Origin of the sequence: Arthrobacter sp. UYCu512 (assembly GCF_040547075.1) — a bacterium.
Classification (GTDB): domain Bacteria; phylum Actinomycetota; class Actinomycetes; order Actinomycetales; family Micrococcaceae; genus Arthrobacter.
This window is the reverse complement of sequence record NZ_JBEPPA010000021.1, coordinates 1-13,430: the sequence shown is the minus strand read 5'-3', so window position 1 is coordinate 13,430 and position 13,430 is coordinate 1. Positions and strand designations below refer to the sequence as shown.

The following is a 13,430-nucleotide window of genomic DNA, read 5'->3' as shown; positions in this document are numbered from 1 at the left end:
GATCCGGCCGCCGTGGAGCTTCCGGAGTCATTCCAGCCCAGCTCTTGACGGACGGATGATCTATCGTTCCAGCCCTCCGCTTCTCTCGTGGTGTGGATGTCTGGTTGAAGGCGCCTGGGTTGACGCCGGCGATGGCCGGCTGAGGCTGGGGCCTGTAGGGAAGCTGGCGTCGTGAAACTTTCTAAAGCGTGCCAGTGCAGGATCGACGACATCCGCAACGTCAGGCGCGTCGGCGGAGTTCTGCTTCGGTGGCTCAATGGAGGCCTTGAGCTTCCCGTCCAGTTCCGCGCACTTCGCGCGGGCGGTGACAAGTTTGGCCTCGTACTTGAAGGGTTTCCCGGCCTGGCTCTCGACGTCGGCAAGCACCGCCTGTTTGTCCGTGATGGTTTGGCGCAGCTGGGCTTCGTACTCGGGAAGCCCCGCTACTTTGTTTTCCAGCCGGGTGATGATCCCGGCACTTCCTTCCAACAGCTCCAGTCGGGTAAAGACAAGCGGTGGTGCCGGCACGTCTTTGAGGGTGACAGCGAGGTCCTGGTAAGAGCCGAGCCGGGAGTCGTCGGCCGCGTTTCGGACCTGCAGCTCGTGGCCGCCGAGGGTGGCCATCGTGCCGTGGTCCTGTTTTTGGCGGTAGTAATTTCCGTACTCCGGTGTGTGGGTACGGACCCATTCAGATATAGCCGTGACGGCCTCCGGACGTTTGGTGTAGCTCTTGCCGTCGATGGTCGCGGTGAAGGCATCCCCGGCCGTCGGGGTGATGCGCGGGAGAGCGGCCTGCAATGCGGGCAGCTTGCTTTCGGCTTTGGTGATGCTGGTTTCGGCGGCGGCCCGTGTCCAGGAGAGGGTGCTCTGTCCTTTCTCGTGGGCTCGTTTGAGCCGTTCGAGTTTGGTCCGGGCGGCGTCGGCCTCGATCTTCTCCATCACCAGCGGGTTGCCGCTGGTCGCTGCCTTGATCTGTGCGGCGTTGAGGGCAAGGTCTCCAACGTCCTCGATCTCGCGGATATCGAGTCGTCCGCGAAGGACCTGCTGGATCATGGTGGCCTTGCGCTGGATCCCATCCCAGGCGGCACTGTCGTAGCTGCCGACGGTGGCGTACTGGAAGTTGTGGACCTCCGCGTTGGCGTTCCGTTGACGGATGATGCGCCCGTCGCGCTGGGTCAGGTCAGCTGGCCGCCAGGGACACGTGACGTGGTGGATCGCTTTGGCGCGGAGCTGGACGTTGGCGCCGGTCCCCATCATGGCGGTGGAGCCGATCAGCACGGCTACTTCGCCGGTGCGGCATTGGGCGAAGAGCTGGGCTTTCTGCTCGGGTTTGGGCGCGTCCTGGATGAACCGGATCTGCTCTGCCTGGATGCCTCCGGCAACGAGCTGGTCCTTGATCTGCTGGTAGGCGGTCCAGACCGGTTTGCCGTCGGGACCGGTGTTCTTCGAGGGCGTGCTGAGGTCGCAGAAGATGATCTGCAGCGCACCCTTGTTGGCCGAAGGGATCCCGGATTCGAAGCTGGTTTCGTACTCGTTCTCCCGGTTCTCCTCCCAGACTTTCAGGGTCTTGGCGACAACATGGTCCAGCTTCGTCCCGGATTCAGGTTCGATGCCGACCATGCGCAGGTCCAGCGCTGCTTTGCGGCCGTCGTTGTAGACGGAGAGGGCGTTGTCCGCGCCCTTCTCAGCCCAGCCGGAGAGGGAGTCCAGCCGGTCCGCGAGGCCCTTCATGTATTCGGCCAGTTCGGGCGGCTGCGGGATCAGCACCAGTTCCGGCTGCCGTTCCCCGTCGCCTGGACGGGGGGCGAGGTCCGGCTTTTTGAGGTAGGTCAGGTCTTCGGAGAGCTTCACGTCCGCAAAGACGTGGAAGGACCGCAGCATCTCGGGGACGTTCTTGAATTTCGCGAAGCGCGGCTTGTTCTTCAGCCGGCCTCCGGCGTCCATCTCGATGGCGGTGACGGTTTCCCCGAATGTCGCTCCCCAGACGTCGAAGTTCTCCACGCCCGCGGCCTGGAGCAGGTCCGGGCGCAGGTAGCGCTGCATGACGTGGGCTTCGGTGATGGAGTTGGCAATCGGTGTGCCGGTCGCCATCGTAACGACGCGTTCCCCGTGGGTGCTGCGCAGGTATTCCAGCTTCAGGTGCATGTCGGTGGCCCGGATGGAGCCGGCAATTTCTGCGCCCTTGATGTTGGTGACCGTGCGCAGGTTCTTGTAGTCGTGCGCTTCGTCCACGAACAGGTAGTCCACCCCGGTGTCCTCGAATGTCAGTCCAAGGTCCGGCGCGGTGTCCATGAGCTTCTTCATGCGTTCTTCTTCGGCCTGGAGCTTTGTTTCAAGCTTCTTTACCGTGGTCCGGTCTTCGCCTTCGGCCTGGGCGTTGACGATGGTCTGCCGGACGTCGGCGATGATCGACTCCTGGTAGGCCTCAATGGTTTCGGCTTTCACGCCGATGCTCTTGAAGGCCTGCTGGGTCATGATGATGCCGTCCCAGTCGTTCGCCGCGGCGCGGGCGACGAACTGCCGGCGCGCGGCCAGGTCTCCGCTGTTGGTCTTGATGTCATCGGACCCGGCTGAGAGCAGGCGGGCCTGCGGGTACAGTTCCAGCCACTCGCGGGTGAACTGCTCCAGCATGTGGTTCGGGACGACAACCATGGGCTTGGAGGCCATGCCCATGCGTTTGAGTTCCATCGCTCCAATCACCATTTCGGCGGTCTTGCCGGCCCCGACTTCGTGGAAGAGGCCCACAGCCGGTTCGGAGATGATGCGCGCCACGGCGGTGCGCTGGTGCGGGTGCGGGGTGAAGGTTTTAGCCAGCCCCGGCAGGGTCAGGCGGCCGCCTTCCTTGGTGTAGTCGCGCAGGGCCAGGGAGTTGAAGCGGCGGTTGTATTCGTCAATGAGCCGGCTGGCACGTTCGGGGTCTTCCCAGACCCACTCGGCGAAACGTTCCTGCAGGGCCTCGGCCTTTTCCTGGGCTGCTTCGGTTTCTTCGAGGTTGGCGACGGGTTTGCCGTCCTCGTTCTTGTCCTCGACCTGAATGCTCTTTTGTTCCAGGATGCTTTGCAGCAGGTCCGGGGCGGGCCGGCGGCCCGTTCCCCACTCGTTCGTGGAACGGACTGTTCCCCGGTTGGCTTTGACCCGCCAGATGCCGCTGCCGACGCTGGTCACGCTGGCGTTGGGATCGGCCAGGATGTCCTGGACGAAGCGTTGGTGTTCCTCGGGGGAGATCCAGACCGCACCGATGCGCGCCTCGACGTCTTCCATGCCGACCCGCGGCGGCTGGACTTCCTCCAGTGCGGTGACGTTCACGCTCAAGCGCTCGTCCTCGGCCGCCGCAGCGCGGGCAGCTTCGAGCTTGGTCCGGACGTTCCCGGACAGGTATTCCGGTGCTGTGACGAGTTTGCCGGTTTCCGGGTCATCGAACACGAGCGTGCCCAGCTGATCGCGGGCTTCCTCTTCCGTGACGCCCAACAGGTCCGCGATCTGATCCAGATCCGGGGCGCCGTAGGTGTCCAGGGCGATGGCAAGGGCTTCGTCAACGGTGTCCGCGCCCATGAGCGGTTTGCGGGCCACCACCTGCCGGTGCTGAAGCAGAGCTGCGGGTGTCGCAGTCTGCGTCTCCTCGTTGAACCGCTCCAGGGCCGGCGGCAGAGTGCCGAAGGGGTCCGTCTGGCGCAGGATCCGCACGGCAGGTGCTGCACGGCGGGTGATGATGTCTTCGCCCGTTTCTTTGTCCTTGCGAACTGACTCCGTGAAGCGGTTCAGTGGCCCATATTTGGCGGCATATGCCGTGTACTGGTCAGCCAGGGCGGTTCGTTGAGCGGACATCGCCGGGGTGTCTTCGCTGTCGGAAGCTTCCATCTCCAACAGGGCGCGTGCTCCGTCGCGCATCCCCAGCAGGTCGCTTAGCTCCGCTGCGTGTGCTTTGGGTACCGGCAAAGGAACCTGTTCCCCTGCACGGGCAACGGTGAAGGTTCCGTCTTGTTGGACGGTGATGATGCCGTCCCATTCCTGCCCGGGGGACGGCAGGAGTGCCGCCGCGGTTTTCCCCGGTGCCGGCTCTGCAGGGGCGTGGTTCAGGCCGCGGTCCAGCGCTTCCTGCACAACGGCGTCCAGCCGCTGGGCGAGCAGCTGCGGGACGGCGGCGAGGTCGTCGGCTTTCACGCTGACGGTTTCCTCGCCGTACATGCCGTTCCCGACGGTGATCTGCCCGCGGACGTTCTGCGGGTTCAGATCGAAGTAGTTGTTGATCTTCACGTTGCGGCCGTCGATGATGACGGGGCCGACCTTTTCCCAGTCCGTGTTGGCAGGCTCCCGGCCCGGCTCGCGCTTGCGCAGCAGCAGCAGGTCAGTGAGTGCTTCGGTGCCGGCGGCGCGCCGGTGGGCGCCGGTGGGCAGGCGCACGGCTCCCACCAGGTCCGCCATGGCACTCATCTCCCGCCTCGAGGTGGGACTGGTTGCATCCATGGTGAAGCTGGAGCTCAGCACGGCGACGTATCCGCCGGGTTTCACGGCGGCCAGGCTCTTGAGGATGAAGTGGTTGTGCATGGAGTGCCGGGAGTCGGCGTTGTGGGTCTTGTCGTAAAGCGTGTTCTTACTGAACGGGACGTTGCCGACGGCGAGGTCAAAGGAATTGGTCTTGATCGGGGTGTCCGCGAAGGACTCACTGCGGATCGTCGCGTCGGGATACAGTCCCCGGGAAATTGAGGCTGTCAGCGGATCAAGCTCCACGCCGGTCATCCGGGCACCTTCCGGGGCGAATCCGATGAACGTTCCCGCGCCGGATCCGGGTTCCAGCACCTCTCCCCCGGCGAAGCCGAGCCGGTCGACGGCGGACCAGATTTCCTTTACCAGGGCGGCGTCGGTGTAATACGCGTTCGTCGTGGTCCGCGACGCTGCGGCATACTCGCGCTCGCTCAGGACTTCCTGCAGCTGGGCGCGCTCGGCCGCCCATTCGGCTTTGTCGAACAGCTGAGGCACCGCTCCCCAGCTGGACCACCGCGCCAGGGAACGCTGCTCTACCTCGGTGGCCGGCCTTTGCTGGTCCTCCAGCTCCCGGACGATGCGGATTGCTTCAACGTTTGCTGCGAAGCGGGCTTTCTGTCCCGATGGCGCAAGGTCCGTCTGGGATGCTGGGCGGAACCGTCCGGCCGGCGCACCCGCTGCCGGCTCCGGCTGGGGTTCTGCCGCTAGTTCTCCTCGTCCTCCTGGGCCCCGTAGGTCGGCTCCATCTCCTCCGGCTCCGTGGGAAGGCTGGCGTAGATCATCTCCTGGTACACCATCTCGCGTGCCCGGAGCTTGGCCATGTTCGCCAGCCCTATGTACTCCAGCGGCGGTTCCGATCCCCTGGTTGGTGTCAGCTGTTCGCTGAGGTCCCAGATTTCCTGCTGGATCTCCTCCCCCAAAGTCGAAAAGTGCGTCTCGGGGTCCGCTATCTGCGCGAAGCTCTCCGGGTCGTGATTCTTCATAGTTTCCATGGCGTGTCTGCCGTGCTCGTTCATTGACTACCTCTTCCGGTTCGGCCCACAAAGACTCCAGACTCAGCTGACCCTCAATGTGGTTCTTAGATTTCCTCGGTGCCATGTGCGCCGTCCCCCTCCGTTTGCCTCCACGCTAGCGAAGGCACCGATGGATTAACAGCCGCACCCCTACTTACTGGAGCCGCTGCTGCGCTTCAAAGACGCCGGCGGCTAGCGACGTGAGGGGTGAACCCGGGAAGCTGCAATCCTCCGGAGCTCTTCTTCGGTCAGGAGATAACTCTTCCTGCCCGATTTTCGGGACTTGTTTTGCTTCACTTCGCGGTACTCGGTCAACATCCGAGAGTAAATGGGAACCGACTGGTGATGAGAGTTCCCGCGATCCGGCCCGAGTACGAAGGCCTCCTGCTCGGTCCATTTGTCGTCCTGCACAAGGAAACGCACGTAGTCGGACATCTGGCCTTCCAGCGCGTCATTGTGATCGAAACCATCGAATGTCAGTGCTCGCTGAAGCGATTCATCAATCACTACCCCCTGCTCCCGCAGATCGTTGATGCTGTAGAGCGCTATGCGGAACATTTCGAGAACGTCCATGACGAACTCGCTGTTGCGTGGGCTCAGCTCGGGGCGAAGGCCGGCGAACTCCATCCAGTACTCCTTGGTAAATCCACGTTCAAGAACTTTCGCCCGCTCAAGCTGGTACTCCCTGTCACCATCTACGTCGTTCGCGTCCTCGGGCAAAACCCGACCGAGAATTCGATGCAACAGTGACAGAGTGTGTCGGTCGAGAGCTGACAGTGTGTCAGGCCCCAACTCCTTATCCCTCTCGCTCATACCTCGTTCATCGTCTCGGTATGCAAACACTGCGTCCTGGAGACGGTCTCGAACAAAGTCGCTCAGCGTCTGGCGTTCCTCCTCCGCTTTAGCCTGCAAGGCATCCCTTACTGCGTCGTCAATGCGTACCGTGATCGTAGCCACCAATTTTCCTTCCCATTAGTCGTGTATTACATGACATACTACATGTAAGACACGAATACGTGAGCTGCGATCTTGCGGAGGTCGTCTTCTTCGTTGGTGCCTGATTTTAGGGGCTGTTGCGTTCGATGGACTGGCCGAGGATGCGCGCACCTTCCGGGAAGGCGGCGGGGTTGGGCCCGGCGTAGTTGAGCCGGATGAATGGGCCTGCTGGTTCGGCCGGGAACCATTCGGTGCCGGCGGCGATGATGACCCCGGCGGCCTCGCAGTCGCGGGCCAGCTTTTCAAGGTCGGTCCCGTCGGGCAGACGGGCCCAGAGGTTGAGCCCTCCTTTTGGGACGTGGTCGATGTGGGCCTGCGGGGCATACTTGCGGAGGCTGGTGAGGAGCAGGTCGCGGCGTGATTGGAGCTGGTGGCGGAGGCCGCGCAGGTGGGTCTGCCAAGCAGGTTGTGTAACGACATCCAGGGCTGCGGCCTGAAGCAGGCCGCTGACATACATCGATTCAGCTCCACGGTCGGCGAGGATGCGTTCACGCGCCGGGCCGCGGGCGACGACGGCGGCCACACGGATGGCTGGGGACACGCTCTTGGTCAGTGAGCGGAGATAGACAACGTGGCCGGAATCGTTACGGGCTGCAATGGGCGCGGGGGTGGTGGTGATGCCGAAGTCGTGCGCCCAGTCGTCCTCGACGAGGAACGCGCCGTTCTGGCGTACGACATCCAGGACCTGTTCGCCACACCGGGCCGGCCATTGTGCTCCGGTGGGGTTCGCGTAGTTGGGTTGTGCGTAGAACAGGCGTGCGCCGGTTTCCGCGAATGCCCGGGTCAGCTCTTCCGGGTCGGGGCCGTCGGGTCCGCTGGGCACCGGGACGATACGGACGCCGGCCTGCGCCGCGGCGATGATGGCTCCCCAGTAGGTCGGGGATTCCACAAGCAGGGGCTGCCCCGTGCCGACCAGTGCCCTAAAGATGGAGCTGAGTCCGCTCTGGCTTCCTGGCAGCACGATGACGTCGCCCGGTGTTGGCGGGGTGACCCCTGCGGGGGTCGAATCGCCGAGTTCGTGCGCGAACCACGACTGCAGTTCGGGAAGCCCCGCAGCCGGAGGGCGGGACAGTGCGGCGTCGCCCCGCGCTGCCCTGATCAATGCCGCGCGCACCAGGCGCTCCGGCAGGAGTTCCCGGTCCGGATAGCCGGAATGGAAGGCGATGGCATCGTTCGGCGCGGTGCGCATCGCGGTGGACATCGAACGAGGAGGCCCCTGAGGTGAACGCAGAGCCGCGGTCTGCCAGCCGTAATCTGACGGGCGCGCGGTCCGGACGGTCCGCACAAAAGTCCCGACCCCGGGCCGGCTCTCGATCAGCCCCTGCGCCGTGAGCGCCTGCAGGGCCTTCTGCACCGTCACCGGGCTCACCCGGTACTCGGCCACCAGCGACCTGGTGGAGGGCAGCTGTGATCCCGGCGAAGCCCCTGCGATCCATTCTTTGAGGCGCACCGCAATCCGGGAACTGCTATCGTTGTTCATGAGAGACAATAGTAGCGCTACTACGCTTATCCGCCCGGTGATACTGTCCCATCAGTCCAGCGGCCTATGGTGGGGCCTCCTTGGAGTAGCGGCATTCTCGTTCACAGTTCCCTTCACACGGCTGGCTGTCGGAGGATTTTCTCCGTTGTTCATTGGCTCCGGCCGGGCGGTCCTGGCCGCAGTTCTGGCCACCCTGGCCCTCGCACTGACACGCCAGCACCTTCCTCACGGCACACAGTGGGCGCGGCTCGCGGTGGTCGCTGGCGGAATCGTCGTCGGTTTCCCACTGCTCACCTCCTTCGCCCTCACCACCGCGCCCGCCAGCCACGGCGCCGTGGTCATCGCCCTACTCCCAGCCGCGACGGCAACGGCTGCGGTTCTGCGCGGGCGGGAGCGTCCGCCAGCAGCCTTCTGGGTCATTTCCGCGGTGGGCGCGGTGGCAGCACTGGTCTTTGGCTTCGCCCAATCCGGCGGTTTCGGACAGGTGCATTGGGCGGACCTGCTGCTGCTCGGTGCTGTGGTGGCCGCGGCCATCGGCTATGCCGAAGGCGGGCTGCTCGCCCGCGAGCTCGGTGCCTGGCAGACCGTGTCGTGGGCTCTCGTGCTTGCATCTCCCCTGATGATATTCCTGACAGCGCTCTCCATCGCCCAGCAGCCCCCGACCGGAACACCGGTACAGTGGGCAGCCTTTGCCTACTTGGGCCTGGTGAGCATGTTCCTTGGCTTCTTCGCTTGGTACCGCGGCCTGGCCATCGGCCCCATTACCCGGGTCAGCCAGATCCAGCTCCTCCAGCCCGTGCTGAGTATCTGCTGGGCAGGGCTTCTGCTGGGAGAGACCCTGACATGGCTGACCTTCGCCGGCGGCCTCGCCGTCATCCTCTGCGCCGGCACCGCGGTCCGCGTCCGGCTCAACCCGCACCCTACCGGGACATGAGCTTTTCGCCGTCTGGGCGCAGCTCCCCGGTGGGTGAAACGTGCCGGTAGAGGATCCCTCACAGGACACTTCGTAGCCGCAGCAATGACCAAGTGCGCCCCACGCTCTGCCAGTTGTTCCGCCATTTACGCTCCGTCGACTCCGGCTTGGTCGACCCAGCGGGCTAGCAAGCTAAAGGCTGCTAGTTGTTCGAGGGCAAGTTGTTCCTCGCCTCCGTCGCTTTCCTGTGGCTTATGCATCCCCGGATTTCGGATTGCTGTGTAGAGCCCGTCAGCAAACGATCGAGCGCCCCTGTGAAGATTCTGGTAGGTCTTCCCCCCATCGTCCTTCGTCAGCCGAAGCCGCGGGGCGCCTTCTTTCGGCGCATCTAAGGAGAACGCCTCGTTGAAAAGCGCCGTCTCTGATACATCCATACGCCCCAGCTTCGCCTGAGTTTCAGCGTTAACTCGGATTGCGGCCTGCATCACGGCCTGGTGAAAATGCCCGGTGTTCCAGAAGGATCTGCCGTTTTGCCATGCCCACGGGTGCAAGTTGGCTGCATCCATGTCCGGGGCGTTATCTCCCAGATTTTCAGCAAACTCCGTCTCCCTCTGCAACGCTGCCTTCGCTCTTGAGGCTTGGTCGCGAAGCCAGGCAAACTTGCCGTCCCGTACCGGTCGCTCTTTGCTCCAGCCAGGCAAAACACGATCCAGAACCTGCTCCACAACGTGAGCGCCTTGTGATGCTTCAGTCTGCGAACCACGCATGTGCGTGCCGAACATGACAACACCACCGCCGCTGTTGTCATATCCGACCTGATCAGTGATATGTAGAAATTGGTCGATCTCTTTAACGGCCCATTCATGGTTCAACTTGGTCATAAGACCATCCTGCCCCGTCAGACCGACAAAGCTCGGGATCTGTCTACAGTGCAGACGTTGAGCGGACGCCTTATTCCGATTGCGAGAGTGCTCGCTTCCAGGCTGTTTGGTTTCGGGCAACGTACTTAGCGGCGGCACGCCAATGCTCACCATGCCCGTTCACATACATCTCGGCCCACGGCTGGAATCCGATCTCGCTTGAGGAACGTAGAAGTTCGAACATCGCAGCAGCCCTTTTCGCCATGGTGGCTGGCAACGCCTCGCGCAACACGAGGTCAGCCTCGTACCCGTCGACCAGAACGCGCAATCTCGTAGCAGCGGATTCCACCGGCTGCCCGTCAAAGAGCATGCCGAATGATTGCGCGGCGTATGCGAGATCCCACAACCGGGTGCTCGGCCCAGCACCATCCCAATCAATGAAGACCCATCGATCTCCCGTGATGAGGTTCCAGGGCGCGAGATCGTTGTGGCACATCAGGTTCGGATTCTCCGCCGGCAGCAGCATCTCCCAGCCGTCCGGATCGGGAATCGGAATGAATTCGCTGGCATCGTGGATGCGGCGAATCATTCTCCCTACCCGCAGCAGGTCCTCGAGCCTCAGCGGCAATTGATCTAGCGCAAGAGTGCCGCTGACATACTCAACCACCTGCCGCCCATGCTGGTCGCGACCAAGCGGCTTAGGGGCGTCCACTCCACGCGCGCGGAGAGCGCCGAGATAGCTCTGTACGACCGACGTGTTACCGATCCAGGGCTTTCGTACTGTCTCCCCTAAACGCACCACGCGGCCTGACGCGTTGCCTCCGGTCAGTTCTTGCTCTTCATCGCACATCCCAGCAGGCTAGTGCCTCCAAATTCGACGTCCAACCTCATGAGCTGGTTTGAGACAGGGTGGGGTGTCGTCCCGGGAGGAGTGAGTGTCCCGTTAGCCGGTCCCCCACTGTCGCACACACCGCTGAACTGCATGATTGCGGGCTGGAGTCCACCGGCGTCCCGTAACCCCCGTCCGGTGAAGCGACCGGTGACGGGGCGTGAAAGGGAACGCCCGGGAGGCCGGATGCGCTGGCCAGGGCGGTGGTGCCGGCCGCTGCTGGTACGGGCGGGTCTACTGCTATCGCGAGAGTAGTTTCTCACCGTCGGGCCGCAGCTCCCCTGTGGGTGAGACGTGCCGGTAGAGCGTCTGCCGGGTAATCCCGAGTTCGGTGCAGAGGTCGCTGACTTTGGTTCCGGGCTTACCCATGGACGCCATGGCGAGCCGGAGTTTCGCCGGGGTCATCTTGTAGGGGCGCCCGCCCTTGCGGCCGCGGGCGCGGGCGGCGGCGAGCCCTGCTGTCGTACGTTCGGAGATGAGTTCGCGCTCGAACTCGGCGAGGGCAGCGAAGATTCCGAAAACGAGCTTTCCGGAGGCGGTGGTGGTGTCGATGGCGGCGCCCTGCCCGGTGAGGACTTTCAGCCCGATTCCGCGTTCGGTGAGGTCGTGGACGATGTTGACCAGGTGCCGCAGGTCCCGGCCGAGCCGGTCGAGTTTCCAGACCATGAGGGTGTCGCCGTGGCGGAGGGCTTTGAGGCAGGCGGCCAGCTGGGGCCGGTCGTCCTTTTTCCCGGAGGCACGGTCTTCATAGAGGGATTCCGCGCCGATGCCGGCGGCCAGGAGCGCGTCGCGCTGCAGGTCCGTGGTCTGGGAGCCGTCCGCCTTGGAGACACGCATATATCCGACCCGCACGGAAGTTCTCCTTCGTCATTTATACGTTCGTTTAAGTGACACTCGGCGGCGACACCGGGCCGTATTCAAAAGTTGTCACTTCACCCGTCGCTTATTCTAAGTCATGCAAAGGGCTCCCGATCCTCCGTATGTGACAGAAAGTCGAGAGGGTCTTGGGCATGGCGAATGTCGGCCGCATCCGATGTGGCCCGCAGGCCGTGCTTCAAGATCTCCGGGTCATTCGGAGTCATCGCCGGGACGAATGGTGCAGCGGCTTCTGAAGATAGTGTCGGTAGTGCAAGAACGTCTGTGGTTCGGCTGGCTGGTCTCACCGCCATTATCGGCAGCGTCCTTGGTAGCGGCCTTATCTGCCAGAGCCGTTAGCGCCGGATCCTGTTCCATTGTTCGTGACGGGCCTGCACTAGGACCGGCGCCGGCGCTGCCGGGGATCTCGGGCATCTTAAGAGCGGAGAGGCCGGCACCTGGTGGGGTGCCGGCCTCTGCCGTTTTCCTCGGCCAAAAGGAAATCTATGGGTGCAGCGTCATCGCTGCAGCTGGTTTATGGGGCGCTGTGGCCGCTTGCATCGACTATATCGATGGGACCGATGTTCTTGCCTGTGCTCATGAGGCGAAGCTCAATGATGTCTTCGGCCTGGCTCGCGTCAGCGGCCGGCCGGTCTTCCTCGGTGGGGGTGTAGTCGTGGCCCATGGTGGGGTGCTCCCGGTGGCGTTGCAGTGGCTTTGCGTTCACTGTAACCGGGATTACTGCATGGGGCCTGTGTGCCTGGCTGCGCCCGCGTGAGCGTGTCCGGCGGCCGGGGGAGCGTGCGGCGGAGGCCGCCACGCACCTGGTGGCTGGAACCTGGTTCACAGGTCCAGCCACCGGGTGACAGGGTTTAGCGGGTGAATCCGTTGTAACGCTTGGTGGCATCACGGGTGAGGTCCGCGATTGCGCCGCGGTTGATCAGTTCCAGCAGCAGCGCAGCCAGCCGGAACTTCTCCACGTCCTGGAGGGCTTGGCGCAGGTAGCGGGTTCCCTGGGTGGGGCGGCCTTTGAGCCACTGGATCCAGCCCATCATGGTCAGCATGGGTGCCCGCTGCCCTGCCGGGACGGCTTTCATGACTTCAAACAGGATCGCTTCGGCGTGGTCGATCCGGTCCCAGTTCGGGATGTAGGTCAGTTTGCCCAGCATGATCTCCGCAAAGCCTTCATCGTTGGTGACGATGGTGGCCCGCATCAGGTAATCCCGGATGGTCTTGTGTTGGAACGCGGCCGCGAGGGTCCGGGCGGTGTCCGTGTCGGGCATCGCCGGATCGTTCAAGGCAACCTCCCACGCTCCGCAAGCGGCGGTAATGTCCGCTTCGGTGCCCTCGGGTGCCTGCACCCGCAGAGCCCAGTGGCCCAGCAGGGCCGGGGCGTAAACGTCCATGTCCGGGGCGCTCCCACGGAAAATCAGTGTGGCGTTGGCCGCGCTCTCGGTGATCGCATCCAAAGGTTCGCGGTCCGTTGTTCCGAACTCTGCCCAGTACGTGCTGGTCACCATCCAAACGTTCCGGACGGGCATTTGGATGGTGGCCAGCTCCCTGGCCAGCGCCCCCACGTGGGCCGCGTAGGGGTGGACCTCGGCCCCGGTGGCGGTTTCCTCGGAGTAGACGATGACGTAAGCGGCGGTAGCCGCTTCGTCCTCAGCTGCGTAGGTCGCCATCATCTGGGCGTACTCGACCGGGGAGGTTTCGGACGGCGCGAAGGCGCGCAGTGCCATGCCAACAGCACCACCGTTGGCGGTGATGATCACGAAGGATTCCGTGGGGGTGTAGCCCAGCAGGTGCGGGACGGTCGCCAGCAGGTCGGCGTGAGTGGTCAGGCTCAGGGTCTTATCAGTCATGGTGTGTGTCCTTTTTTGGCCGAGACGTGGGGGTGAGGGGACGGCGTAACCGTGCCAGCTGCTCCCTGACTCCCCCGTTGTTTTTTGGTTGCTGGCAAGCT

The 13,430-nt window shown here is 63.6% G+C and carries 10 protein-coding genes; 1 reads left to right on the top strand and 9 read right to left on the bottom strand.

Annotated features, from left to right (window positions below; genetic code table 11):
- Window positions 1-60: 60 nt before the first annotated feature.
- The 4 genes from ABIB49_RS17205 to ABIB49_RS17190 form a co-directional block, all read right to left on the bottom strand.
- Window positions 61-4,956, bottom strand: a complete 4,896-nt coding sequence (locus tag ABIB49_RS17205; RefSeq protein WP_354157461.1) for a helicase-like domain-containing protein — start codon at window positions 4,954-4,956, stop codon at window positions 61-63.
- A 209-nt stretch (window positions 4,957-5,165) separates the two neighbouring features.
- Window positions 5,166-5,477, bottom strand: a complete 312-nt coding sequence (locus ABIB49_RS17200) for a hypothetical protein (protein WP_354157460.1) — start codon at window positions 5,475-5,477, stop codon at window positions 5,166-5,168.
- A gap of 189 nt (window positions 5,478-5,666) precedes the next feature.
- Window positions 5,667-6,431: a YfbU family protein gene (locus tag ABIB49_RS17195; RefSeq protein ID WP_354157459.1), complete on the bottom strand. Its 765-nt coding sequence runs from the start codon at window positions 6,429-6,431 to the stop codon at window positions 5,667-5,669.
- Between the two features lie 106 nt (window positions 6,432-6,537).
- Window positions 6,538-7,950 (bottom strand): aminotransferase-like domain-containing protein, encoded by a 1,413-nt coding sequence (locus tag ABIB49_RS17190; protein WP_354157458.1) that lies wholly within the window; start codon window positions 7,948-7,950, stop codon window positions 6,538-6,540.
- Between ABIB49_RS17190 and ABIB49_RS17185 the strand changes: the two genes are divergently transcribed.
- Window positions 7,949-8,884, top strand: a complete 936-nt coding sequence (locus ABIB49_RS17185) for a DMT family transporter (protein WP_354157457.1) — start codon at window positions 7,949-7,951, stop codon at window positions 8,882-8,884. The two genes, ABIB49_RS17190 and ABIB49_RS17185, sit on opposite strands and share 2 nt — an antisense overlap.
- 125 nt (window positions 8,885-9,009) lie before the next feature.
- Here the strand turns inward: ABIB49_RS17185 and ABIB49_RS17180 are convergent, their stop codons facing one another.
- The 5 genes from ABIB49_RS17180 to ABIB49_RS17160 form a co-directional block, all read right to left on the bottom strand.
- The gene (locus tag ABIB49_RS17180) at window positions 9,010-9,744 is read right to left on the bottom strand and encodes a TIGR02391 family protein (RefSeq protein WP_354157456.1); all 735 of its coding nucleotides are present in this window, start codon (window positions 9,742-9,744) and stop codon (window positions 9,010-9,012) included.
- 70 nt (window positions 9,745-9,814) lie between these two features.
- Window positions 9,815-10,573, bottom strand: coding sequence for a phosphotransferase (locus ABIB49_RS17175; RefSeq protein WP_354157455.1), 759 nt, complete (start codon window positions 10,571-10,573; stop codon window positions 9,815-9,817).
- A gap of 279 nt (window positions 10,574-10,852) precedes the next feature.
- Window positions 10,853-11,464, bottom strand: a complete 612-nt coding sequence (locus ABIB49_RS17170; protein ID WP_354157454.1) for a recombinase family protein — start codon at window positions 11,462-11,464, stop codon at window positions 10,853-10,855.
- Between the two features lie 538 nt (window positions 11,465-12,002).
- On the bottom strand, window positions 12,003-12,194 hold the full coding sequence (locus ABIB49_RS17165; RefSeq protein WP_354157453.1) for a hypothetical protein: 192 nt from the start codon (window positions 12,192-12,194) through the stop codon (window positions 12,003-12,005).
- Window positions 12,195-12,339: 145 nt separating this feature from the next.
- A complete protein-coding gene (locus ABIB49_RS17160) occupies window positions 12,340-13,329 on the bottom strand; it encodes a DUF4192 family protein (RefSeq protein WP_354157452.1) in 990 nt (329 codons plus the stop codon).
- Window positions 13,330-13,430 lie beyond the last annotated feature (101 nt).